This is a genomic window from Chryseobacterium sp. MHB01 (assembly GCF_034651565.1).
GTDB classification, from domain to species: Bacteria; Bacteroidota; Bacteroidia; order Flavobacteriales; family Weeksellaceae; genus Chryseobacterium; species Chryseobacterium nepalense.
On sequence record NZ_JAYEDA010000004.1, the window covers coordinates 284,342 to 310,550 of the forward strand.

General features: G+C 38.5%; 20 protein-coding genes. 5 read left to right on the forward strand and 15 right to left on the reverse strand.

Annotated features, from left to right (window positions below):
• Nucleotides 1-162: 162 nt before the first annotated feature.
• Together U9K52_RS09355 and U9K52_RS09360 are read left to right on the forward strand one after the other, a co-directional pair.
• Complete coding sequence (locus U9K52_RS09355) at nucleotides 163-1,062, forward strand: helix-turn-helix domain-containing protein (RefSeq protein ID WP_263602249.1); 900 nt, start codon at nucleotides 163-165, stop codon at nucleotides 1,060-1,062.
• Nucleotides 1,063-1,147: 85 nt separating this feature from the next.
• A complete protein-coding gene (locus U9K52_RS09360) occupies nucleotides 1,148-2,482 on the forward strand; it encodes a carboxylesterase family protein (RefSeq protein ID WP_322926107.1) in 1,335 nt (444 codons plus the stop codon).
• A 121-nt stretch (nucleotides 2,483-2,603) separates the two neighbouring features.
• On the opposite strand, the gene U9K52_RS09365 is transcribed toward U9K52_RS09360, so the two are convergent.
• From U9K52_RS09365 to lpxK, 5 genes are all read right to left on the reverse strand, one after another.
• Nucleotides 2,604-4,076, reverse strand: coding sequence for an alpha-amylase (locus U9K52_RS09365; RefSeq protein ID WP_322926108.1), 1,473 nt, complete (start codon nucleotides 4,074-4,076; stop codon nucleotides 2,604-2,606).
• A 46-nt stretch (nucleotides 4,077-4,122) separates the two neighbouring features.
• A complete protein-coding gene (dinB, locus tag U9K52_RS09370) occupies nucleotides 4,123-5,220 on the reverse strand; it encodes a DNA polymerase IV (RefSeq protein WP_263603851.1) in 1,098 nt (365 codons plus the stop codon).
• Nucleotides 5,221-5,467: 247 nt separating this feature from the next.
• A complete protein-coding gene (locus U9K52_RS09375; RefSeq protein WP_322926110.1) occupies nucleotides 5,468-5,983 on the reverse strand; it encodes a TlpA family protein disulfide reductase in 516 nt (171 codons plus the stop codon).
• An 80-nt stretch (nucleotides 5,984-6,063) separates the two neighbouring features.
• On the reverse strand, nucleotides 6,064-6,888 hold the full coding sequence (locus tag U9K52_RS09380; protein ID WP_322926111.1) for a purine-nucleoside phosphorylase: 825 nt from the start codon (nucleotides 6,886-6,888) through the stop codon (nucleotides 6,064-6,066).
• Nucleotides 6,872-7,897 (reverse strand): tetraacyldisaccharide 4'-kinase, encoded by a 1,026-nt coding sequence (gene lpxK, locus U9K52_RS09385; protein WP_322926112.1) that lies wholly within the window; start codon nucleotides 7,895-7,897, stop codon nucleotides 6,872-6,874. The genes U9K52_RS09380 and lpxK overlap by 17 nt, the downstream gene beginning before the upstream one ends.
• Before the next feature lie 339 nt (nucleotides 7,898-8,236).
• On the opposite strand from lpxK, the gene truA reads away from it, so the two are divergent.
• The 3 genes from truA to U9K52_RS09400 all read left to right on the forward strand — a co-directional run bounded on the left by truA (nucleotide 8,237) and on the right by U9K52_RS09400 (nucleotide 11,437).
• A complete protein-coding gene (gene truA / locus U9K52_RS09390; protein ID WP_416232851.1) occupies nucleotides 8,237-8,971 on the forward strand; it encodes a tRNA pseudouridine(38-40) synthase TruA in 735 nt (244 codons plus the stop codon).
• A gap of 130 nt (nucleotides 8,972-9,101) precedes the next feature.
• The gene (locus tag U9K52_RS09395) at nucleotides 9,102-10,862 is read left to right on the forward strand and encodes an ABC transporter ATP-binding protein (protein WP_322926115.1); all 1,761 of its coding nucleotides are present in this window, start codon (nucleotides 9,102-9,104) and stop codon (nucleotides 10,860-10,862) included.
• A gap of 362 nt (nucleotides 10,863-11,224) precedes the next feature.
• Entirely contained in the window at nucleotides 11,225-11,437 is a 213-nt protein-coding gene (locus tag U9K52_RS09400; RefSeq protein ID WP_072883545.1) for a hypothetical protein, read from the forward strand.
• A gap of 53 nt (nucleotides 11,438-11,490) precedes the next feature.
• Here U9K52_RS09400 and U9K52_RS09405 read toward each other — a convergent pair whose 3' ends face one another.
• From U9K52_RS09405 to rpoB, 10 genes are all read right to left on the reverse strand, one after another.
• The gene (locus U9K52_RS09405) at nucleotides 11,491-12,783 is read right to left on the reverse strand and encodes an MFS transporter (RefSeq protein ID WP_322926116.1); all 1,293 of its coding nucleotides are present in this window, start codon (nucleotides 12,781-12,783) and stop codon (nucleotides 11,491-11,493) included.
• A 269-nt stretch (nucleotides 12,784-13,052) separates the two neighbouring features.
• Complete coding sequence (locus tag U9K52_RS09410) at nucleotides 13,053-13,802, reverse strand: T9SS type A sorting domain-containing protein (protein ID WP_322926117.1); 750 nt, start codon at nucleotides 13,800-13,802, stop codon at nucleotides 13,053-13,055.
• 3 nt (nucleotides 13,803-13,805) lie between these two features.
• The gene (locus tag U9K52_RS09415) at nucleotides 13,806-14,333 is read right to left on the reverse strand and encodes an ankyrin repeat domain-containing protein (protein WP_322926118.1); all 528 of its coding nucleotides are present in this window, start codon (nucleotides 14,331-14,333) and stop codon (nucleotides 13,806-13,808) included.
• Nucleotides 14,330-14,875, reverse strand: a complete 546-nt coding sequence (locus tag U9K52_RS09420) for a YceI family protein (protein WP_263602243.1) — start codon at nucleotides 14,873-14,875, stop codon at nucleotides 14,330-14,332. Before U9K52_RS09420 ends, U9K52_RS09415 begins: the two co-directional genes overlap by 4 nt.
• A gap of 9 nt (nucleotides 14,876-14,884) precedes the next feature.
• Nucleotides 14,885-15,223, reverse strand: coding sequence for a hypothetical protein (locus U9K52_RS09425; RefSeq protein ID WP_263602242.1), 339 nt, complete (start codon nucleotides 15,221-15,223; stop codon nucleotides 14,885-14,887).
• Nucleotide 15,224: 1 nt separating this feature from the next.
• On the reverse strand, nucleotides 15,225-16,070 hold the full coding sequence (locus tag U9K52_RS09430) for a DUF5777 family beta-barrel protein (protein ID WP_248388417.1): 846 nt from the start codon (nucleotides 16,068-16,070) through the stop codon (nucleotides 15,225-15,227).
• A gap of 123 nt (nucleotides 16,071-16,193) precedes the next feature.
• A complete protein-coding gene (locus tag U9K52_RS09435) occupies nucleotides 16,194-16,844 on the reverse strand; it encodes a Crp/Fnr family transcriptional regulator (protein ID WP_263602241.1) in 651 nt (216 codons plus the stop codon).
• A gap of 227 nt (nucleotides 16,845-17,071) precedes the next feature.
• Nucleotides 17,072-17,377, reverse strand: a complete 306-nt coding sequence (locus U9K52_RS09440; RefSeq protein ID WP_029295596.1) for a DUF3467 domain-containing protein — start codon at nucleotides 17,375-17,377, stop codon at nucleotides 17,072-17,074.
• 89 nt (nucleotides 17,378-17,466) lie between these two features.
• Nucleotides 17,467-21,732 (reverse strand): DNA-directed RNA polymerase subunit beta', encoded by a 4,266-nt coding sequence (gene rpoC, locus U9K52_RS09445; protein ID WP_248388421.1) that lies wholly within the window; start codon nucleotides 21,730-21,732, stop codon nucleotides 17,467-17,469.
• A gap of 84 nt (nucleotides 21,733-21,816) precedes the next feature.
• Nucleotides 21,817-25,638: a DNA-directed RNA polymerase subunit beta gene (gene rpoB, locus U9K52_RS09450; RefSeq protein WP_263602240.1), complete on the reverse strand. Its 3,822-nt coding sequence runs from the start codon at nucleotides 25,636-25,638 to the stop codon at nucleotides 21,817-21,819.
• Nucleotides 25,639-26,209 lie beyond the last annotated feature (571 nt).

The window sequence follows — 26,209 nt, forward strand, 5'->3', positions numbered from 1 at the left end:
ATCGTATTTAAGTTTGTACTAAAATTAATAATGTTATGGCAAAAATCGTATGTTTATGATGAATTAAGCTTATATAAATTACAGAATGATATACCAATTTTACCGTGACCGCAAAATCTGCGCCTTAAATATGGTAATTTTGGTTTCTGAAGAATTAAATATATGAAAGATCAGGTTAATTTTATCGAAAGTATTTCCGAATACAATAAAATGGTAAACCATGATACGCTGCATCCTTTGGTGAGTATCATTGATTTTTCCAGATCCGGCCCTGTCTGCCAGTTCAGGAGAGCCTTCGGCTTTTATACCGTTTTTTTGAAGGATGTCCTGTGCGGAGATCTGTTTTACGGAAAACATAACTACGATTACCAGGAAGGAACGCTGGTCTTCATTGCCCCGGAACAGGAGTACGGAATAACAAATGACGGAAATCCCATACAGCCTGCAGGTTTTGCACTGCTGTTCCATCCGGACCTGATCAAAGGCACCAGCCTGGGCACTACGATTGGTGATTATAATTTCTTCTCATATGAAGTTCACGAAGCCCTCCACCTTTCCGAAAAAGAAAGAGAAATCATCCTGGATTGCTTTAAAAACATACAGCTTGAGCTGGAACAGGCTATTGACAAGCACAGCAAGTCCCTGATCGTTAATAACATTGAACTTTTCCTCAATTACTGCATGCGTTTTTATGACCGCCAGTTCATCACGAGGGACCATATCAACCGCGGCGTGATAGGAAAATTCGAAACACTGCTGGATGACTATCTGAACTCTGAAAAGCCCAGGACCATCGGTTTTCCTATGGTTCATTATTTTGCCGAACAGCTTAACCTTTCAGCCAATTATTTCGGAGATGTCATGAAAAAGGAGCTTGGCATTTCGGCACAGGAATTTATTCATAATAAGCTTATTGATGCCGCAAAACGGCAGATCACCGATCCTTCAAGATCCATCAGTGAAATTTCTTATGACCTTGGTTTCAGGTATCCGCAGCATTTCACCCGATTATTCAAAAGTAAAACAGGAGTATCTCCTACCGCATACAAAGCGTTGCAATAATTATCTCAGTAGGATAAGATATTAAGTATTTTTTTGGCTTAAAAAAGATTAATTACTACATTTAAGGTAATCATAATTTTGTTGGATGACAACACAGCAACACAGGAAATTCCATACCTTTCATACTTCTTTCGGAACCATTCCGGCATTAAAGGAAAATGGGGTCATCAGGGCGAAAAGTATTCGCTATGCCCGCTCTCAAAGATTTAAAAAGCCGGAACCCTTACCATATCCGGAGCATGATGAAATTCCTGATAAAACCCCGGTATGCCCACAAAATGTAAGTCCTCTGCTGGACAGGCTGATCCAGAAAACAGATGTGGAACAGTTTGAACCGGATGAATCCCCGCAGTTTCTTACCATTACATGCCCCGAACACTTTAATGAAAACGAAAAGCTTCCCGTTATCGTCTGGATTCATGGTGGCTCCTACGAAATCGGATGCGGTGATCTTCCCACGTCTGATCCTTCCGTGTGGGTAAAAGAACAGCACATCATTGTTGTTTCGGTATCGTACCGGCTCGGGCTTTTCGGATTTTTAGGAGGTAGTGAAGAGAGGCCGGCCAACCTGGGATTGTATGATATGATTGCCGCTCTCCAATGGATAAAACAATACATCCGCGACTTTGGCGGAGATCCTGAAAACATTACCCTGTTCGGACAGTCATCCGGAGGTGATGCCATTGCACATCTCATGATCTCGGAAGAAACGGAAAATTTATTCCGCCGTGTGATTATCCATAGTGCTCCGCTGGGATTCAGGGTCAACAGGCAAAAGATGTCCCATGAGTTTTTCCTCAAGACGGATATTTTAAAAGATGAACCGGATGCGCTTAAGATGGTAGCAGGGTATCGCACTTTTTTACCTTCTTTCAGAAAATACGGATTGAAGACCTCTATGCCATTCTGCACGCAATATGGCCATCCTCCGTTATGCCGGGAAGAAGAAACCATGGCGAACTGGAAACAAAATGCAAAGAAGTATGATGTTTTAATAGGCTCCAATCAGGATGAAACGGCTTTTTACGTGAAAACCTCGCAAACAGGCATTTATACTTATCTGCCCCAAAGAATTCTGAATAAGATTGTAAGAAAAACTACGGCGTCAATCTATGAAAAACCGGCCAAGGCGTTTGCAGAAAATCTTGCAGCCGGTGGCGGAAATGTATACCAGTTTGTTATTCGGTCTACCCTAAAGAGCAATAACATCGGCGCATCGCACTGTGTAGATCTGCCTCTGTTATTTGAAAACAAGGAAGCCTGGCAATCAGCAGAGCTGCTGAAAGATGTTCCATGGGAATATATTCAGGAAAACGGGAAAAAGCTTCGGGCGCTCTGGGCAGAATTTGCGAGATCCGGATCAATCTCAGAAGATTCAGAAAGGCCTGAAATCCTTAAGCTTAAAAAAGTTAAGAATTAAACGGATTCATCCTAAAAAATATCCGCAAGGTTTGTCATTCAACACAGCTTATATACTCTTGCCGTACATGACAAAACTTACGGATGATCATTATAAATATTGTTGGCTTGCAGTTACAAGGCTACTCTTCGATCCAGACACTTACGTTCCCTGCAGGAACAGGGAAATTTCCCCAGCCATTTTCATCGATTGTAACTTTATCTTCAAATCTTCCCAATACATCATAGAAGGTTTTCCCGATGTATCTTTCGCCCATTTCCATAGGCTTTTCATAGGCCTCTTTATTGCTGAGCACAACCGCACATCCCGAATGTTCATCATCTCCTTCACGAACCCATCCGAGGCAATTGGCGTCTTCAAAATAATCCCGCTGCTCTCCGTACGCATGATCTTTTCTGGCTTTCAGCAACTCCTCGATACCGTCTACCTTATCCAGAAATATTTCCTGGTCATTCCCTTCCCTGTCTTTATCAACGTAATGCGCTCCGTACAAATCCGGATAAAATACACATGGATATCCGTCCTGACGAAGTAAAATTAATGCATACGCCAATGGTTTAAACCATTGTTCTACCGGTGCTTCAAGATCCTGTAAAGGCTGGGTATCGTGATTATCAACCAGGCTCACTGAATGCAGCGGATCGGACTGGGTAAGCGTTTCATCAAAGATTCTGCGGAGATCATAAGAATCCCCTTCATTGGAAGCGGTATGGAAATTATTCTGTAATGAGCTATCGAAAAGGCTCATACAACCCTCCGTTACATCAATATATTTCTGAAGAAGACCCAGATATCCCGGAGCCCAGTATTCTCCTACCGCAAAAATATTTTTGCCGGAGTTGGAACGCAGCAGCGTAAGCCACTCTTTATAAAAATCAAATGAAATATGTTTCAGGGCATCCAGCCTTACGCCGTCAAAATCTGTCTGATCAAAATACCATTTTGCCCAGTTGTTGAGCTCTTCTCTTACGAAAGGATTGCGGTGTTCCACATCATTAAACATGAGATAATCATAGTTTCCTTTTTCATCATCAATCATCTCTTCCCAGTCGGTTCCATATTCATTTTTAATTTTAAAAATATGAGAATCCATGCCTTCTGCATAGTCTACGCCACTGAAGCACGTATAATTCCACTCAAAATCCGAATATTTTTTTCCGCGGCCGGGAAAAGTAAATTTGGTGTATGACTGTATCTCGATTTCGCCGGAAATTATTTTATCCCGGTTTTCTTCATCTACTTTCAGGGCCTTGAATGTTTCAAGTTCGTCCCCTCCGGCTTTGTGGCCGAGAACGATATCAACAATAATCTTGATGTTGTGTCCTTTTAAAGCCTTTATGGCTTTTATATAATCGTCTTTTGTTCCGTATTTTGTGGGAATAGTTTCTTTCTGATCAAATTCTCCCAGATCAAAAAGATCATAGGCATCATATCCGGTAGAACAACCACCTCCCGTTCCTTTGTAAGCGGGTGGAAACCATACTGATGTAATTCCTAATTCAGCCAGATATGGTGCGTTATTTTCTGCTTCTTTCCATAGTTTCCCTTCTCCTTCCGAGTACCAGTGGAAGTATTGAATCATCGTTTCATTCATAAAATTGTAAAATTTGGTTACTACAATTTACTGAAAATATTCGAGATTATTGGTCTTCAAATTCTTTGAACGGAATTTTTAGTTGAACCGACACCTGTTTTTTTTCTTCAGTATTGAGCTGGGAAAGGGATAAACCGAGTAACCGAACAGGTTTGTCGAACGGGCGTAGCTCCCAAAGCTGTTTTCCGGTATTAAAATATTCTTCTGCGGAAGAGAAATATTCTTCCCGGGTGATGCTTCTTGTAAAAAGGGAGAAATCTTTGTATTTAATTTTCAGGGTAAGCGTACGTCCGAGAATATTATTTTTCTGAAGACGGCTCTGGAGCTCTTCACTGAGACTTTGTAATTTCTCGTTGATCTGATGTTCATCAAAAAGGTCTTCAAAAAAGGTTCTTTCTACCGCTACACTTTTCTGGATCCGGTGAGGTTTTACTTCAGAATGATGAATTCCCCGAACGACATTATAGTAATAGGCTCCGGATTTTCCGAACATCCTTGTGAGGTCTTCTACAGATCTTTTTTTCAGATCTTTTCCCTTGTAAATGCCTAAGCTAAACATTTTATTCGCCGTCACCTTCCCCACTCCGTAAAACTTTTCGACCGGTAATTCTTCAAGAAAGCTTTCTACCTTATCCGGATGAATGGTTTTTTGGCCATTCGGTTTATTAATATCTGATGCTACTTTAGCCAAAAATTTGTTGATAGAAATTCCCGCAGAAGCCGTTAATCCTGTCTGTTCGAAAATCTTCTGGCGAATCTCCCTGGCAATCTGATTAGCAGACTCTATTCCCTTTTTGTTTTCCGTGACATCAAGATAGGCTTCATCCAATGATAAAGGCTCTACCAGATCGGTGTATTCATAAAAAATCTCCCTTATTTTCCTTGAAATCTCCTTGTACCGCTGAAATCTGGGTGAGACGAAAATAAGATGCGGACACTTTTCTTTCGCAGTTTTACTCGGCATCGCAGACCGTACCCCGAACTTTCTTGCTTCGTAGCTTGCCGCTGCGACAACTCCCCGATGCTCTCCACCCACTGCAATAGCTTTCCCTTTTAATGCAGGATTATCATGCTGTTCTACAGAAGCATAGAATGCGTCCATATCGACATGAATAATTTTGCGAAGGAGAAAAGAAGAATCCATACCGCAAAGATATGGATTCATTTTATGTTTTCATTTCAAGCTAATTTCTTTTGTCTTGAAACAAAAGAAACAAAAGTTCAAGACTTGGAAACTCCGACTAAAAATAAATTCTGTTCTCTAAAAATTCTAAAACTCGCGCGAATCAAAATCTGTTCTTCGTTTCAATTGATCTGTCGCGCTCAAACAGTAGAATTTTTTTAACGTTCAGAGCTTTTATTTTCTTAACGTCTCCATTTCCTATGTCATTTTATTTCAAAAGCTTATCAATGGTTGCCTGAATATCCGGATCTTCCGGCGAGATGGCGTAATATTTGGCAATGGCAGACTTCTGATCAATCACCATGTATCTCGGGATCCAGTTGAGATCGATATAGTTGTTGAAATCATTTTTCCAGCCGGAAGCGAACCAGTAATTTTCTTTGTCTTTCATATCAAATCGTTCCAGGCTTTTGTCAAAACCTTCTTTGGAACGGTCTAATGAAAGGAACACAAAATCGATATTTTTATTGCTGTCTTCTAATTCTTTGGCTTTCGGAAGCGCTTTTAAACAATCCCTGCACCAGCCCGCCCAGAAATCAAGCACTAAAACTTTTCCTTTATGCTGATCCAGGATCTGCTGTATGGTGACTGTTTTACCCTCTTCATTTTCAACCTTCTGAATTAATGCTTCTTTGGAAAAACTTGTTTTAAGAACTTCGGGAGCTTGTTGTGAACAGCCCAAACCGAAAATTCCTATCGTTAATAATAAAAACAGTTTCTTCATTTTAAAAATCGTTTCTGCAAATCTAAACAATGAAAAATAATTAGAAAGCCTCAGCCGGAAATTTGTACTATTGAAAAATTCTATAACGGTTGCGGATAGTTTTTAACGAGACCTTTTACCACCGTAATTACATTAGGCATTGCCTTATTGGCAGCATTCAGAACTTCTTCATGAGAAACGGAGAACGCGATATCAGGTCCACCCAGATCAGTAATTACGGAGATTCCGAAAACATTTATTCCCATGTGTCTGGCTACAATAACTTCCGGAACAGTACTCATTCCTACCATATCACCACCGATGGCTTTTATCATTCCGTATTCCGCAGGGGTTTCAAAAGTAGGTCCCTGCAGTGCCACATAGATTCCCTGGTGAATGTTGATATTATTTTCCGAGGCAACCTTTTCTGCCACTGAAATCATCTTTTTGCTGTATGCTTCGCTCATATCCACAAATCGTGGACCGAATGCATCAATATTCCTGCCACGAAGCGGATGTTCAGGCATCATGTTGATATGATCTTTGATGATGGCAATATCTGCAATTTTATATTCAGAGTTTACGCCGCCGGAAGCATTGGAAAGGATCAGATTTTTTATGCCTAACAGATGAAAAACCCTGATCGGCAACACCACATTTTCCATAGAATGGCCTTCATAATAATGAAGGCGGCCGCTCATCATTAATACTTTTTTGCCTTCCAGCATTCCGTAGATTAATTTTCCGCTGTGGCCGGCAACTGTTGTTTGAGGAAACTCAGGGATTTCAGCATATTCCAGGGTATGAATTGTCTTTACCTCATCCTGGAGTTTTCCTAATCCAGAGCCCAGAACGATGGCAAAATCAGGAGTATCGTTGATGACGCCTTGTATGAAGGCTGCTATTTTTTTAATTTTTTCTAACATAATCCAGGATGATTTGGTTAAATTCTTCCTTCTTATCTATTATTACATTGATAGGCCAGTAATAAACGATATCTCTTAGGTAATCAAAAGTTTTAAGACGTACATAATCTTTTTCAGTGGTTAAAATCAACTTATATTCGCCCATCTTTTTATATTCTGCCACGATATTTTTAATATCCGCTTCCGTAAAGTTGTGATGATCTCTGAATTTCAAATGTTTTACTCTCTGCGAAAATTTAGCAAGATGGTTCAGTAAAGGTTTCGGATTTGCAATTCCTGTGATCAGAAGAATATCGTAATAATTCAGGTTGTTATCCGGAAGCATTTTTTCTTTCCCGTAGACATTTTCATCGTAACCTATGGATGAAAAAAATATTTTCTGACGTCCGGAAGGTCTTATTCTTGAAATATAATATTGCTTGGTTTCTTCAGTAAGTTCATCCGGACATTTGCTGACCATGATAATGTCTGCTCTTCCGGATCCCGCCCGTGACTCCCTCAAATCTCCTGCAGGAAGAAGATGATCTTTAAAATAAGGATCATTAAAATCGGTCATCATAATGGTGAATCCCGGTTTTATGGCTCTATGCTGCATCGCATCATCCAATACCAGAACATCAAGGTCCATATCGGCAATTACCTTTTTGGCGCCGGGAACTCTCTCTTCGGAAACAGCAATAACAAAGCGGTTTTTAAAACGTTCGAACAATTGCATGGCTTCATCACCCACCATTTTATAATTGCTTTCATAATTGGTGACAGCATAGCCTTTTGTAAGCCTTCCATAGCCTCTGGAAAGGACTCCCGTTCTGTAATGTTTTGACAAAAACTGCGCAAGATACATTACCATAGGGGATTTTCCGCTTCCGCCTACAGAAAGGTTACCGACACAAATGATCGGAGTTCTGAATTTTGTTGACTTAAAAATTCCCAGATCATACATTGTGTTTCGGATACCCGTTACCATGCGATAACCTAGGGAAAAGGGATAAAGGTACCATCTTTTCATACCTTGCAAAAATAGGAATTTTCGTATGGATTTAGCTTACTATGGTACTTACTTTTCGAGATTTATTTTAAATAAATATTTAAAAGTATTCAATCTGAATTCAAACTGCAATTATTTAAACATTAAGATTTTAAAAGGTTTTGAGAGAATTAAGGAAATATCTTTGATATTTTATAGGGCGCTGCACCACTTGTTTTACTTGTCAACCTTTACCATTTCTTTTTTAATTTTAATTTCTTGCCTCTTTATTGAAAATTTCAGGAAAAGTTGAAAGCGGTTTCTAAATTGTGTTGATGATTATCATTAATTAAAGTAATTTTGCTTACTTATTTTATCACAGTGAGGTATTTTATAGAATTTTCCTACAACGGCAAGAATTATTTCGGATATCAGATCCAGCCCAATGCTGTTTCTGTACAGGAAGAAATGGAGAAGGCACTTTCCACAATATTAAGAGAAGAAATTAAAACTACCGGCGCAGGAAGGACGGACACCGGCGTGCATGCCAAGAAAATTTTCGCACATTTTGAAACCGAGAAAGTTCTTGACGAAGATCTGCCAAGAAAATTAAACAGTTTTCTTCCTGCGGACATTTCGGTGAAAAGAATTTTTCCGGTGAAAGATGATTTTCATGCAAGATTTGATGCTACCTACAGAACTTACGAATATTATATCTCTCTGGAAAAAAACCCGTTCACGGAAGAATCTGCCTGGCAGCACTGGAGAAGACCGCTTGACATTAATAAAATGAATGAAGCCTGTAGCATTTTATTTGAATATGAAGACTTTACCAGCTTTGCCAAACTTCATACCGATAATAAAACCAACCTCTGTAAAATCTATAAGGCAAGATGGGAACAAAACGGGAGTGAGCTAAAATTTACTGTTTCAGCGAACCGTTTTCTGAGAAACATGGTAAGAGCCATTGTAGGAACGATGGTAGACATAGGTGCCGGAAAATTACAGCCTGAAGACCTCCGCAAAGTCATTGAAAACAAAAACAGAAACTCAGCGGGTACTTCTGCCCCGGCTCACGGATTATATCTTGTTGATGTGGGCTATGATTTTGAATAATTAATCTATATCATAAATGACAGCGATCTGAAATTTTCTATGACTATTTCTATAGCTGGTAAAGATTGTCAAATTTTAAAATCTTATTTTTGCATAGAATTTCAATATAATTCTTTCTTCAATTCGTACAATGAAAAAACAAGATACCTGGGGAATTATCAAAAGGCTGTTCTTTATCGGAATGAAATTCCGTTCGTGGTTCATCCTTACGCTGATCATCTCCATCATACTGGCTATGGTTTCTACCTACAGGCCTTACCTCACCATGGAAGTGGTAGATAACGACATCACCAAGCTGAAAGACAAGGCTTTAATGATGAAGCATATCTACATTTTGGTAGGTCTGGTTTTCACAGAAACTGTTTTAAATTTTTTCCTGGTTTATTTTTCCAATTATATTTCACAGAATGTGATCCGGGATATCAGACAGAGACTTTATAATAAACTTATTTATTTTAAAACTTCATTCTTCGATAAAACACCAATCGGGCAGCTGGTGACAAGAGCAGTAGGAGACGTTGAAACTATTGCCACGGTGTATACGGATGGTTTCCTGATGGTTTTCGGGGATGTTCTGAGAATTCTTTTTGTGTTGGTGATGATGTTCAGTACCAATGTTCATCTCAGCTACATTACGCTGGCTATTCTTCCTTTAATGGTTGTTATTACTCGATTTTTTCAGAAAAGACTTAAAAAAGCATTCGGGGATGAAAGAAACTGGACGTCTAACCAGAACTCATTTGTTCAGGAAAGACTGGCCGGAATGTCGATCATTCAGGTGTTCAACAGGCAGGAATCTGAATTTAAAAAGTTTGATGAAATCAATATCACGCTGAAAGACGCATTACTGAGAACGGTCTTTATTTTCTCCTTATTCTTCCCGGTGGTTGAATTAATCTCTTCGCTTTTCATCGGATTTATCCTCTTTTATGGAGGCTATATCACCATCAGTGCCGGAGTGGTTATAGCATTTATCCAGTATATTTCTATGCTGATCCGTCCTTTAAGACAGATTGCAGACCGGTTTAACAATATCCAGCGGGGTATCGTAGGAGCTGAAAGAGTATTGGGATTAATGGATGAGGAAAATTCGATGCCGAATACAGGAGCCGTACAGAAAGATCATTTTGAAGGAAAAATTGAATTCAGAAATGTACATTTTGCTTATGATGAAAAACAAGAAGTATTAAAGGGAATTGATTTTAAAGTAAATCCGGGCGAGACTGTCGCTATTGTTGGCGCTACCGGAGCGGGAAAATCCACGATTATCAGCCTCATCACCAGATTGTATGACATTAATTCAGGAAATATCATTATTGACGATGTGGATCTTAAAGATTATGAACTCTATTGCCTCCGAAGTCATATTGGTGTAGTGCTACAGGATGTTTTCCTGTTCCACGGAAGTATTTTTGAAAATCTTTCGTTTGGTGATAATTCCATTACGCTTGAGCAGATCAAAGCCGGAGCAAAGGAAATTGAAGTTGACGAGTTTATTGAAAGCCTTCCGGGAGGTTATGATTATGTAGTGAGCGAAAGAGGTTCTTCTATTTCCCTGGGTCAGAGACAGCTTTTATCATTCCTGAGAGCGTATCTTTCAGATCCTAAAATCCTGATTCTCGATGAAGCGACCTCATCTATTGACCATGAAAGTGAGAAGCTGATCCAGCGAGCCACGGAAAAAATCACAAAAAACAGAACGTCCATTATCATTGCACACAGGCTTTCCACTATTGAAAAGGCAGACAAAATTATCGTTATGGAGCACGGTAAAATTGTGGAAGAAGGAAAGCATCTTGAACTTCTGGATAAAAACGGATATTATGCTACCTTGTACAAGGCCCAGCTGAGACATGAAATTGAACTGGAAGAAGAGGATAGCAAAAAATAATACAATGAAATCTATATAGAATAAAAGGTTAGAATCTCAGGTGATTTTAACCTTTTTTGTTTTAATTCATATTTATTTTGTGTATTAATTGATCGGTTAGCCAGGTACAAAGCTTATTTTAAAGGACTTTTCATATTATAAAATTTTTTGTTTAATTTTTTTGTTCGGTAATAACATTATTCAATTCATGAAAAATTTATTAAAATGATTTAAAAACAAATAATTCATTGCTAAAATTATAAGCATTTCTTATTTTTATATAGAAAAATTCATTATCTTTATACTGATTTTCATTTACACCCCTTAATTTTGGTAGGGTGTTTGATATAAAAGTATAGTTTTAATTAAAATCCAAAAAATAGATGAAAAATATCCAAGACGAATTTCAGGTTTTTAAAGATGAATTGAGAAAGTTGAATATTGAGGTTCAGAAAGTGGTAAAAGTTGGAAATGGCAGTATGGATTTCCATGAAGTTTTTTACAAATCGCCGAGATATGAAGATGTAAAGAGCGTATATGTTCAGAGACATAATCTGGATAATATCCTCCAAAAATTTAAGCAAGCCTATCATTAAATAGAACCCGCGGCTCAGATTCTCTGAGCCGCGGGTCTTTTATATATTCTGTTTTAATCTTTATCAAGAGAAGATGTTTTCTTCGTGTCTCCCATTCTTGAGTAAACGATCAGTGAAAAGAAAATACAGCCGGTAATATACCAATAAAAATAATGCTCTACATGCTGCTGTTTAAACCATAATGCCAGATATTCTGCCGTTCCTCCGAAAACCGCTACCGTCAATGCATATGGAAGCCCAACTCCCAAAGCTCTTACTTCAGACGGGAAAAGCTCAGCCTTTACGACTGCATTGATAGATGTATAACCACTTACAATAATTAGTGCAGCTATGATCAGGAAGAAAGCACCCCACATGGAAGTGGTAGTACTTAAAGCGTCCAGCAGGGGATAAGTGAATACTGTTCCCAAGATCCCGAAACCCAGCAGCAAAGGCCTTCTTCCTATTCTATCCGAGAGGGCTCCGAAAAGAGGCTGCAGACAGGCAAAAATAAAGAGCGAAACAAAAGAGATCAATGTAGAATCTTCTTTTGTAAGATGAACGGTATTTACCAGAAATTTCTGCATGTAAGTAGTATAGGTATAGAATGCAAGCGTTCCGCCTAAAGTGAGACCTACTACTGTCAGTAGTGCTTTAGGATGTTTCAGTAATTCTTTTATAGTCCCTTTTTTATTTTCCTCTATCTTTTTTTTACTTTCAAAAGCTTCCGTTTCGTGGAGATTTGCTCTCAGGTACAACGCAATCACGGAAAGCAGTGCCCCGATGACGAAAGGAATTCTCCAGCCCCAGTTTTCAAGCTGGCTTTCCGTAAGTAATATTTTTTGTAAAATCAGTTGAATTCCGAGTGCGATGAGCTGTCCGCCAATCAAAGTCACATACTGAAAACTGGAATAAAATCCGCGTCTGTCGGAAGTTGCCATTTCACTGAGGTAAGTTGCAGATACACCATATTCTCCTCCCACACTGAGACCTTGCAGAAGACGTGCTGTTAATAAAAGTAACGGAGCCAAAACTCCTATTGCATCATACGTTGGTGTTACTGCAATCAGCAACGATCCGAAAGACATGAGCAATACTGAAAACGTCATGGCTTTTTTCCGTCCGATCCGATCTGCAATACTTCCGAAAAGCCAACCACCAACAGGGCGCATAAGAAAGCCAACGGCAAAAATTCCCGCTGTGTTCAGCAGTTGTGCCGTCATATCAGAATCGGGGAAGAAAGAGTTTGAGAAGTAAATGGCAAATGCGGCGTACGCATACCAGTCGTACCATTCAACAAGATTTCCGATGGATCCGCCTACAATAGCTTTTATTCTCCCGGCGGTAGTGATTTGAGTAGTTTTCATGCCGGAAAGATATTTCTTTTTCGATATATGTAAAAGATGGTTGAGTAAAATTTGCAATGAAAGTGCCTTGACGATAATAATTATTTACCTGAACGTCTATTGCTGCAAAGCTAAAGACGGCTATATTTACATAAAAACAAATAACGTCTGAAAAATTAAACTGATAAAAATATCAAAAAAAAACTGTAGTAAGTATGGGTAATGATGGGATAAATTTCGGGGCGGCGGCAAAGCCGCCGCCCCGAAATTATTTGTAAAGAGTTTTGTTATTATTCTTTAATAAGCTGTTCAAAAGTAGTCGATCCGTCTTTTAAAGTGATTTCCAGATAATAATTTCCGGATTTCAGATCTGAAATATTGATTTCTTTCCCATCCACTTTCACGGTTCTGATTTTTCTTCCTGCAGAATCAAAGATGTCTGCCGATTTGATCTTATCAGCATTTTTGAAGCTTACCGTTTCTTTTGCAGGATTAGGATACAGCATTATCTTCTGTTTTTCCGCTATAACTTCTCCGGTTGCCAGCGCTGAAGCTCTGGTAAGAGTAGCATAGTCTCTTAAAGAACCATGATAAGCAAGGCCTAACGCACCAGCTCTTCTTGCATAGAAAATATCAATATTTGAATTCGTATTGGACAATGCGAAATCCCCTGCACCTCCTGCTAGGCTTCTGGTGGCTATAACCGTTCTTGTGCTTCCGGAAACCGTGTCCGATGTTACAGTCCAATCCTGGGAAGAGTCAGCAGAAGGAGTTACACCTATTCCACTAAATGTGTAATCCCTGTTTGCAGAAGAATTATAAATAAATCCGTCTGCTCCGGAGGCCATTCCACTTGTTCCAAAACCTATGGCCAGCATGGAATTGCTGTCTCCTGTGAGTACCAGAGTCACTGTAGTAGGATTGGTAACGATTCTTACTGTCATACCTGTCGTCGGCAGACTTACTGTTCCTGTCGAAAAAGTCTGTGCTCCGATCAAAGATGCCAGAGCCATTGATAAAGTAAGTAAAACTTTTTTCATATGTTAATTTTTTAAGAGATTAATGATTTCTTTATTATTGGTCTGCAAGGCATACTCGAAAGGAGTCATTCCCTGTGAATCTTTTAAGGTTTTATCAGCCTTGTACTTTAGTAACAATTCAGTTAATTCTTTATTACCGGACTTTACTGCCCAAAATAACGGAGTTATTCCTGTGGCGTCAGCAATATTGGGATTCGCATTTTTCTTCAGAATATATTCTACCAATTCTTTATTGTATCTAAAGGCGAGTCCGGCGAGAGCGGTACCTTCCCTGCTTTTATAATTTACATCTTTTACATGATCAATCAGAAATTTGGCCACCTCAACATTTCCTCTATAGCATGCAAGAATGAGTGGTGAGAATCCGTTTTCATTGGTTTGGTTAATGACATCCGGGTCCTTTTTCATAAGTTCTTTTACTTCCTCAACAGTTCCGGTACGGGCGACATCAAAAATTGATTTTGCGTTGTCCTGAGCAAACGTAAAAGTAAGTCCCAGGAATATACTTAATATTATAATGATCTTTTTCATTGTTTAACCAAAATATAATTATATTCAACATTCACTGTTTCCGCTACTTTTTTCATTACCATTTTAGGGATTGTCACTTTATGATCAGCAGCTTTTACTGTAAATCCTCCTGACATAAAAATTTTTCCGTCTTTGGCATATATTGTTGCAGTTGAGGTGTAAGCCTTTGCCACTCCGTGGAAATTAAGAGTTCCCTGAACCGTAAATTTCTGAGGTGAAGCCGTAAGTTTCGACTTATCAAAATTCACAATTTTACCGGTAAATGTAGTTTTTGGAAATTTAGCCGTTTCTGCATAGCTTTCATTAAAATGCTCTTCCATGAGTTTGGTTTTAAAATGAAAGTTTTTAACCACTGAAACAGAGGCAACATCTCCGTTATCGGCGTTGAGAACAACAATATTATTGTCGTCCTGTGCAAATACATCTTCAAAAAGAGGAACTGAGGCTTCAAAGGTCACTTTTCCTGTTTTAGACATATATTTTTGGGCAAAAAACAAGTTGCCCGTTATCATTAACATGATGAAAATAATCAGCTTTTTCATAATAGATATTTAGTTTTCGGAAAGGCCGTCGGCTTTCCATTTGGTGATGATATTGATTTGTGCAGGTGACAAACTTCCGCCCTGCGGCATTTTCAGAGGATCTCCATTGGGCCTGCTGATTCGGTCTATAATATTATTGATATTATTTTTCACCTGATTATAATTGGTCAAAGCCTGAGCACCGGGAGAATGGCAACTCACACAGTTGGCATCAATAATTGCTTTAACATCTTTATTATAAGTTACTTTTTCAGCAATAGGCGTATTATCCGAGATCTCTTCATAGGTTCTGCTTTCACAGGCAATAAATACTGCTGCCGTTGAAATGATATATACAAACTTTTTCATATTAAAAAACTCTATAAAGATTAAATCCGAAGAAAATCTGTCCTTTTTCCCACTTTCCCGTAGCATTGGTGAGATACCCAATATCTGAATTGATTTGCGAATTGGTAAACAACAGTTGAAAAACGTGGCCTCCCGTTTCAATATCCATCCCTACGGACAGAGGATTTTTATAAAAACTGTGGTTATCAAAATTCACGAAATATTCTGCATTAATCGATATTCTTTTTGAAATCTTGTATCTTCCCCCGATACCTGCCAGAAACTGATCTTTATCTTCAATTGTCGGTTCGTAAAGATTTTTATGAACATAAGAAGGAGTTAGCTGCAGTGAAAAATCATCATTAAATCTTCTGGAAATCAAAGCCTGAGTAAGATAAGAAAGTCTGTCTGCGAACTTTAAATGAGGATAATTATCCGTGCTCAGATCTGTATTTACGGCCAATACATTGTACCCTACAATATCCACCGGGAAATTATCATTTTGCTTCACCAATCTGTATTTTGCGCCGCCCTCAAAAGTTTTCTGATTGGTTTCTCTTGATAAATTTAATGATAGCCAGTCTGTAGCTCCATAAATAACCCCAAGTTTGGTTGAGGCATCATCCAGTCCGAAAAAATCTTTGAAGCCTTTGCTTACATCACCAAAACGGTGTGCCACAACAATGTACCACTCTTTTTTTGCGGGTAATTTAGTAGATTGTCCGGTTACAATCTGCAATGCCTTAAAAGCAGGCTGGGAAGTATCGGTATTTTTTGTTTGAATGGTGTCAATATCTTTCAGCAGATCCTCCTGTGCAAAGGTGAAACCTGAGATCAATACCGACAAAAATAGTAAGGTTTTTGTCATACAATTTCTATTAAAGTTTAGTATGACAAACTTATATACTTATGCTATCAAAAGTGCGTGATAAAAGTCACCGACCGGATTGTTTTTATCAATCAAATTGTTAAATTAATTAAATATAATTTATTAGCCTTGTATAACATTTTCATTAAGAGGTAATTTTATGCCTTCTTTGGTTTGTGAAATGTCGCCTTCATTCTCAATTTTTTTCAAAACACGGCTTACTACTTCTCTGGAAGTCCCCAGATTGCTTGCTATTTCGCGATGGGTAAGTTTTATAGGATTACAGCCGGTGATTGAAATCTGCTGCCGGATATAATTTAATACTCTTTTATCAAGTCTGTGAAAAACGGCATCGTTTACCATACTCATGACGTCTGAAAATCTTTTGTCATATTCATGGTAAAAAACACGATTGATTTCCGGATATGCAATCAGCCAATCGTGGATTATTGATACCGGAACAAGCATGATTTCAGAATCTTCTTCTGCTACGGCATATACCCTGCTGATATAGTCTGTAAAAATAGATGAAAAAGTCATCAGACAGCTATCATTAGTTCTGATGTAATAATAAATAAGTTCACGGCCGTCATTTAAAGTAAAAACCCTTACAGACCCTTTAATGAGAAAGGGTACAAATTTGTTTTTCTGACCTTCACGAATAATTTCAGTCTTTGCCTTTACTTCTGTGACGACTGCATTTTTATTAAGTTCACCTAAAAATTGTTCGCCTAAAAAACCAAATTTATTACGAACAAACTGATTATTTACCATATCCTAATACCATATCTTGAAGCAAAGATATAAAATTGTGACATGGATTTTATATTTTTTTAATCTATTAATAAGAATTATAAAATAATAGGAAATTACAAACAATATACAATTCTAATTAGTAGCAACGTATGAAATAAAGCATTTATATCATATAACAGCAATCTATCAGCATAAAAAAATGCCCCATTAAAAATGGAGCACTTCTGTATGTTTATGAGTAAATCTTAAGCGTTTACGTTGTTTCCTCCTAATACGAAAGGTTCAACTTCTTTGATTTCTCCGAATTGTTGCTCATAGTTAGCAATATTCTGTTGAAGAGCAGAAAGTACTCTTTTTGCGTGAAGTGGAGCAAGGATAACTCTTGATCTTACTTTCGCTTGCTGTACACCCGGCATTAACTGGATGAAATCTACTACAAACTCAGATGGAGAGTGGTTTACCAAAGCTAAATTAGCATAGATACCAGCCGCTACCATTTCGTTTAATTCGATGTTGATGTTTCCGTCTTGTGGGTTTTGATTGTTGTCCATTTGTTATAAATTATATTTTAAAAAATTCGAAATTTGAGATTGTGAAAGTATAAAAATAATTTCAAACCTCAAATTTCAAATTATAAATTTTAGTTAAGATCTTCGAATTCTTTCTTAGAACCAACGATTACATTCTGGTATTCTTTAAGACCTGTACCTGCAGGAATTCTGTGTCCTACAATTACATTTTCTTTAAGACCGTGCAGATCATCAACCTTACCTGCAACTGCTGCTTCATTAAGAACTTTCGTTGTTTCCTGGAACGATGCGGCAGACATGAATGATTTAGTCTGAAGAGCTGCTCTTGTAATACCCTGCAATACTGGCGTTGCCGTAGCTGGTAAAGCTTCTCTTACTTCCACTAAAGCCTGATCTTCACGCTTCAATTTAGAGTTTTCGTCTCTTAATTCTCTTGCCGTAATCATCTGACCCGGCTTGAATACTTTAGAATCTCCTGCCTCTACTACAACTTTAAGACCGAATACTCTGTTGTTTTCTTCCAAGAAATCATATTTATGTTCAAGAGCACCTTCAAGGAACTGAGTATCACCTCCGTCAACGATAGATACTTTCGTCATCATCTGTCTTACAATGATTTCGAAGTGCTTGTCGTCAATTTTTACCCCTTGTAAACGGTAAACTTCCTGAATTTCATTTACCAAATATTCCTGAACAGCTGTTGGGCCTTTGATTCTCAAGATATCGTCCGGTGTGATGGATCCGTCAGAAAGTGGCGAACCAGCTCTTACGAAGTCATTCTCCTGTACAAGGATCTGGTTGGATAGTTTAACCAAATAAATTTTTCTCTCCCCAGTTTTAGCTTCAACGATCAATTCACGGTTACCTCTCTTGATTTTTCCGTAAGAAACTACCCCGTCGATTTCTGTAACCACCGCTGGGTTTGAAGGGTTTCTTGCTTCGAATAATTCGGTAACTCTCGGAAGACCTCCGGTGATATCCCCTGCTTTTGCAGATTTTCTAGGGATTTTAATTAAGACTTTACCAGCCTTAATTTTTTCACCATCGTTTACCATTAAGTGGGCTCCTACCGGTAAGTTGTATGCTTTCTGCTCAACTCCTTTAGAATCTACCACTTTTAATGTTGGTACGGCTTTCTTATTTCTGGATTCAGAAATTACTTTCTCTTCAAATCCTGTCTGTTCGTCAATTTCCAATTGGAATGAAACCCCCTGGATGATATCTTCGTATTCTACCTTACCTGCTGTTTCAGCAATAATAACGGCGTTATACGGATCCCATCTACAGATTACATCTCCTTTTTTCACTTTATCACCAGGTTTTACTGCTAATATGGAACCATAAGGTACGTTGGCTACCATTAATGGTGTTCTTGACTCATTATCAGCAACCAATCTGAATTCCGTTGAACGGGAAACAACCACTTCAGCAGTATTACCGTTTTCATCTTCAGAAGTAATGGTTCTTACTTCATCCATTTCAACGATACCGTCTCTTCTTGCAACGATTGATGGGTTTTCTGATACGTTTCCTGCAGTACCCCCTTGGTGGAATGTTCTCAACGTAAGCTGAGTTCCCGGTTCCCCGATGGATTGTGCTGCAATTACACCTACCGCTTCACCCATGTGAATCATTTTACCTGTTGCTAAGTTTCTACCGTAACATTTCGCACAGATACCTTTCTTAGCTTCACAAGTTAATGGTGAACGAACTTCAACAGCTTCTAATCCTGCTTCCTCGATTCTCTTAGCTAATGCTTCAGAGATTACCTGGTCAGCTTCAGCGATTAGTTCATCACTTTCAGGATCGTAAATATTATGTAAAGAAACTCTACCTAAGATTCTTTCGGAGATTTTTTCAACGATCTCGTCATTTTTCTTAAGTGCAGTAACTTCTGTTCCTCTTAACGTTCCACAGTCTTCTTCTGTAACGATAACGTCCTGTGCAACGTCTACCAATCTTCTCGTTAAGTAACCGGCATCGGCCGTCTTAAGAGCGGTATCCGCAAGACCTTTACGGGCACCGTGGGTAGAGATAAAGTATTCTAGGATGGAAAGACCTTCTTTAAAGTTTGCAAGAATCGGGTTTTCAATGATCTCCGCTCCGGTAGAACCGGCTTTCTGCGGTTTTGCCATCAAACCTCTCATCCCTGATAACTGACGGATCTGTTCCTTAGAACCCCTCGCCCCGGAGTCAAGCATCATGTATACAGAGTTGAAACCACCCTGATCAACTTTCATTCTGCTCATGATCATCTCCGTTAATCCTGCGTTGGTGTTTGTCCAAACGTCGATTACCTGGTTATAACGTTCTGTATCGGTAATTAGACCCATGTTATAGTTGGCTCTAATTTCGTCTACAGTTTCGATTGATTGTGCAATCATCTGCTTTTTCTCAACAGGAACCACGATGTCTCCTAATGAGAACGAAAGACCTCCTTTGAATGCGTTTGAGTAACCTAAGTCTTTCATCGCATCAAGGAACTTCACAGTGGTAGGGAAATCCGTATCAGCAAGGATCTTACCGATAACGTTTCTTAATGATTTCTTCGTTAAAAGCTCATTAATATATCCTACCTGCTTCGGTACAATCTGGTTAAACAAAATTCTACCTACAGAAGTTTCGATCAGTCTTGTAACGATTTCACCGTCTTCTTTAACCGGAAGTCTACATCTTACTTTAGCATTTAAAGATACTCTTCCTTCAGCATAAGCAATTTCCGCTTCTTCAGGAGAATAGAATGCAAGACCTTCGCCTTTTACTTTCATATCTTCTGTAGAGCTCAATTCTTTGGTCATGAAATAAAGACCAAGAACCATGTCCTGAGAAGGTACCGTAATTGGAGAACCGTTTGCTGGGTTCAAGATGTTCTGAGAACCTAACATCAATAACTGAGCTTCAAGGATTGCTTCTGGGCCTAACGGTAAGTGTACCGCCATCTGGTCACCGTCGAAATCCGCGTTGAATGCTGTCGTTACCAATGGGTGAAGCTGAATTGCCTTACCTTCGATCATCTTAGGCTGGAATGCCTGAATACCCAGTCTGTGAAGCGTAGGTGCCCTGTTCAATAGTACCGGGTGACCTTTCATCACGTTTTCAAGGATATCATATACAACAGGTTCTTTTCTGTCGATGATTCTCTTTGCAGATTTTACAGTCTTTACAATTCCCCTTTCAATCAGTTTTCTGATAATGAACGGTTTGTAAAGTTCAGCAGCCATATCTTTAGGAATACCACATTCGTGAAGCTGTAAGTTTGGACCTACGACAATTACCGAACGTGCAGAGTAATCTACCCTTTTCCCTAATAAGTTCTGACGGAAACGACCTTGTTTACCTTTCAATGAATCTGAAAGTGATTTCAATGGTCTGTTAGATTCAGATTTTACAGCTGAAGATTTTCTTGTATTATCGAATAATGAATCTACTGATTCCTGAAGCATACGCTTCTCGTTTCTCAAGATTACTTCAGGAGCTTTGATCTCCAATAATCTCTTCAAACGGTTGTTTCTAATAATAACTCTTCTGTAAAGGTCATTCAAATCGGAAGTTGCGAAACGTCCACCATCCAACGGAACCAATGGTCTTAATTCCGGCGGGATTACTGGAAGCACACGCATAATCATCCACTCAGGCTTGTTGATCATTCTTGTATTAGCACCTCTTAATGCTTCTACAACGTTCAATCTTTTTAAAGCCTCAGTTCTTCTTTGTTTTGAACCTTCATTGTGAGCTTTATGTCTTAAATCGAAAGACAATGCATCAAGATCGATTCTTTTTAATAACTCCTCAACAGCTTCAGCACCCATTTTAGCGATGAATTTGTTTGGATCGGAATCATCAAGATATTGATTCTCAATTGGAAGAGTTTCCATGATATCAAGATACTCTTCTTCTGTCAAGAATTCCATATTCTCGAAATCGGAACCGTCTAATTTTTTAGCAATCCCCTGCTGAATCACTACATATCTTTCGTAGTAGATGATCATATCCAATTTCTTGGAAGGAATTCCTAAAAGGTAACCGATTTTGTTCGGTAAAGAACGGAAATACCAGATGTGAGCAATTGGAACTACCAAATTGATATGTCCGATTCTCTCTCTACGTACTTTTTTCTCCGTAACCTCTACTCCACAACGGTCACAAACGATCCCTTTGTAACGAATTCTCTTGTATTTACCACAAGCACATTCGTAATCTTTTACGGGACCGAAGATTTTTTCACAGAACAAACCATCTCTTTCAGGCTTATGCGTTCTGTAGTTAATGGTTTCCGGCTTAAGAACCTCCCCTCTCGATTCCTGAAGAATCGATTCCGGAGAAGCTAAACCGATGGTTATTTTATTAAATCTACTTGATTTATTTTTATTTGACATTTGTTAGATTTTAAATTTTAGATTTTAGATTTTAGATTAATTTCAGAATGTCTCCATTCAGCATTGATAATTTAAAATTTAAAATTATTCCTCTAGTCTTACGTCTAATCCAAGACCTTGTAACTCATGAAGTAGTACATTGAATGATTCCGGAATACCTGGTTCAGGCATCGATTCACCTTTAGCAATGGCTTCGTAAGTTTTCGCTCTACCAATTACGTCATCCGACTTCACGGTAAGGATCTCTCTCAGGATATTTGATGCTCCGAATGCTTCAAGAGCCCAAACCTCCATCTCTCCGAATCTCTGACCTCCGAACTGAGCTTTACCTCCTAACGGCTGCTGAGTAATCAATGAGTATGGACCGATCGAACGTGCGTGCATCTTATCATCAACCATGTGTCCTAATTTCAACATGTAGATCACACCCACTGTCGCTGCCTGTGTAAATCTTTCTCCGGTACCACCATCATAAAGATAGGTGTGACCAAATTTAGGAAGACCTGCTTTCTCAGTATATTCAGTGATCTGATCAAGACTTGCTCCGTCGAAGATTGGTGTCGCGAACTTCAATCCTAATTTCTGACCAGCCCATCCAAGAACGGTTTCATAGATCTGACCGATGTTCATACGTGAAGGTACTCCAAGTGGATTCAATACGATATCTACCGGTGTTCCGTCTTCAAGGAATGGCATATCTTCTTCACGAACGATTCTTGAAACGATACCTTTGTTACCGTGACGTCCTGCCATTTTATCTCCTACGTTCAGCTTACGTTTCTTAGCGATGTAAACTTTAGCCAACTTCATGATACCTGCAGGAAGTTCATCTCCGATTGAAATTGCGAATTTCTCACGGTTTTTAACCCCTTGAATATCGTTGTACTTGATTTTGTAGTTGTGAATTAATTGTTTGATTAATTCATTTTTATCGTTATCAACCGTCCAGTCTGAACCGCTAACGTTTACATAATCTTCAACTGAAGTCAATAATTTGTGAGTAAACTTCACTCCTTTACCGATGATTTCCTCATCAAGGTCATTTTTAACCCCTTGAGAAGTTTTACCGCTTACGAGTGTATTTAATTTTTCAATTAAAGTGTTTCTCAAATCATCAAACTTAGCTTTGTAAGTGTTTTCAATTTCTTCAAGCTTAAGTTTTTCTTCAGTTCTTTTCTTTTTATCTTTAATGTTTCTTGAGAACAATTTCTTGTCGATCACAACACCTCTTAATGAAGAATCTGCTTTTAATGAAGCATCTTTTACATCACCAGCTTTGTCACCGAAAATCGCTCTAAGAAGTTTTTCTTCAGGAGTCGGGTCAGATTCACCTTTTGGAGTGATTTTACCAATCATGATATCTCCAGGCTTCACTTCAGCACCGATTCTGATCATACCGTTCTCGTCAAGATCTTTAGTAGCTTCTTCAGAAACGTTTGGAATATCTGCTGTAAGCTCTTCCATACCTAATTTGGTATCACGAACTTCAAGAGAATATTCATCTACGTGGATTGAAGTAAACCAGTCTTCACGTACAACTTTTTCGTTGATTACGATCGCATCCTCGAAGTTGTATCCTTTCCAAGGCATGAACGCAACCACTAAGTTTCTACCAAGAGCCAATTCTCCTTTTTCAGTAGCATACCCGTCGCAAAGTACCTGTCCTTTTTCCACTACGTCACCTACTCTTACATTTGGTCTTAGGGTAATGGTTGTACTTTGGTTGGTTTTTCTAAACTTAGTTAAGTTATATGTTTTAGTAGCAGACTCGAATTGTACTAAATCCTCATCTTCGCTTCTTTCATATTTAATTACGATTCTGTCAGCATCAACATACTCTACAGTTCCTGTACCTTCAGCGTTAATCAAAATTCTTGAATCTCTTGCAACCTGCTGCTCAAGCCCTGTACCAACTACCGGAGCCTGTGGCTTCAATAGAGGAACTGCCTGACGCATCATATTGGATCCCATCAATGCACGGTTCGCATCATCATGCTCCAAGAATGGAATCAATGAAGCTGAAATACCGGAAATCTGGTTTGGTGCTACATCAATAAGATTAACCTGAGAAGGTTCAACTACCGGATAATCACCATCCAATCTTGCAATAATTCTGTCTGTTAAGAAGTCACCATTATCACTTAATTCAACGTTTGCCTGAGCAATTACTTTATCTTCTTCATCTTCAGCATTTAAGTAGATAGGATCAGCATTAAGATCAATCTTGCTGTCTGCTACTTTTCTATACGGCGTTTCGATGAAACCAAGTCTGTTGATTTTAGCATAAATACCTAAAGATGAAATCAAACCGATGTTTGGTCCTTCCGGAGTTTCGATCGGACAAATTCTTCCGTAGTGCGTATGGTGAACGTCTCGAACCTCGAAACCTGCTCTTTCTCTTGATAAACCTCCAGGCCCTAGTGCAGAAAGTCTACGCTTGTGCGTGATTTCTGAAAGCGGGTTGGTCTGGTCCATGAACTGAGAAAGCTGGTTGGTACCAAAGAACGAGTTGATTACTGATGTTAACGTTTTAGCATTAACAAGATCAAGCGGCGTAAAGATTTCGTTATCTCTAACATTCATTCTTTCCTTGATTGTTCTTGCAATTCTTGAAAGACCTACACCGAACTGTCCTGCCAACTGCTCACCAACCGTTTTAATTCTTCTGTTTGATAAGTGGTCGATATCATCAACTTCAGCTTTAGAATTTACCAATTCGATCAAGTGTCTTACGATCGCGATGATATCTTCTTTGGTAAGAACCTCAGTTGTCGTAGGAATATTAAGACCTAATTTTTTATTTAGTCTGTAACGTCCAACTTCACCTAATGAATATCTTTGCTCAGAGAAGAATAATTTTTCAATGATTCCTCTTGCTGTTTCTTCATCTGGCGGATCTGCATTTCTTAACTGACGATAGATGTACTCTACCGCTTCTTTTTCAGAGTTGGTAGGGTCTTTCTGTAATGTATTCTGGATGATAGAGAATTCATTGCTGTTTTCTTTGTGAATCAGGATTGATTTCACACCAGCATCAAGAATAAGATCTAAATGTTCTTTTTCAAGAATAGTTTCTCTGTCCAAGATGATCTCGTTTCTTTCGATAGAAACTACTTCACCTGTATCTTCGTCTACGAAATCTTCAAACCAAGTGTTCAAAACTCTCGCAGCTAATGTTCTTCCTTCTACTTTTTTAAGGGCAGCTTTAGAAACTTTCACTTCCTCAGCAAGATCGAAGATCTGAAGGATGTCCTTATCAGATTCGTATCCGATTGCTCTTAATAAAGTTGTTAATGGTAACTTTTTCTTACGGTCGATATACGCGTACATAACGCTGTTGATATCGGTTGTAAATTCCATCCAAGATCCTTTAAAAGGAATGATTCTTGAATAATATAATTTGGTTCCGTTTGCGTGGTACGTCTGTCCGAAGAATACACCAGGCGAACGGTGTAACTGGGTAACGATAACTCTCTCAGCACCATTGATGATGAAAGATCCACTAGGAGTCATATAAGGAACCGGACCTAAGTATACATCCTGAACTACGGTTTGGAAATCCTCGTGTTCTGGGTCTGTACAATACAATTTAAGCCTTGCTTTAAGAGGAACTGAATAAGTCAATCCTCTTTCCACACACTCATCGATTGAATAACGCGGAGAATCTACCAGATAATCCAGGAATTCCAACACAAATTGGTTTCTGGAATCCGTAATCGGGAAGTTTTCCTGAAAAGTCTTGTAAAGACCTTCATTCGTTCTGTCTTCAGGAAGCGTATCAAGCTGGAAAAACTCTCTAAAAGACTCGATCTGGATATCCAGGAAGTCAGGAGTGATGATTTTTCCTTTTGCTGACGAGAAATTAATTCTCGGCGTTCCCTTAGTTGTTGCTGTTGTTTTACTCATAAAACTTTTAAGAAAGGGTTAAAAAATATTTTGATTTATTAAAAAATATCAGGAGCTGAAAAAGAGAATTATGAAAAGATAAAGACTTCAAATGTTGGCGCTATTAGAAATTGTCTTTGCTCTTTTACATTCTTAAGATCTGATCCTAACTGCAACACTGGTATATCTTTTCACAGCGTAATGCAAAATATTTTTTACTTTTGAAGCGGAAAGCCATAATATCTATATACAACAAAGCCCTTTCATAATATGAAAGAGTTGATTCACAGTATATTATTGATTTATAAACAAATTTTCGCGCCAAAAGAGAATGCAAATTTACAAAAACTTATCCACATTTACAATTTTTATTAAATAATTTAGTTTTAATGAGTTGAGTATTTGCTAATGTGAAATTCTTACACTCCATAAAAAAAATTCTTTGAATTTTGACATTCCTATCGGAGGAGCTAACAGGGTTTCTTTAGTGATCATAAGGATTTATTTGTGTAAAGGCTAAAATCTCAACCATTGCACAAATAGCACTAGCCCCGATAGAAGCAATTTTTTGAGCTCATTTTTCTTTGTTTCG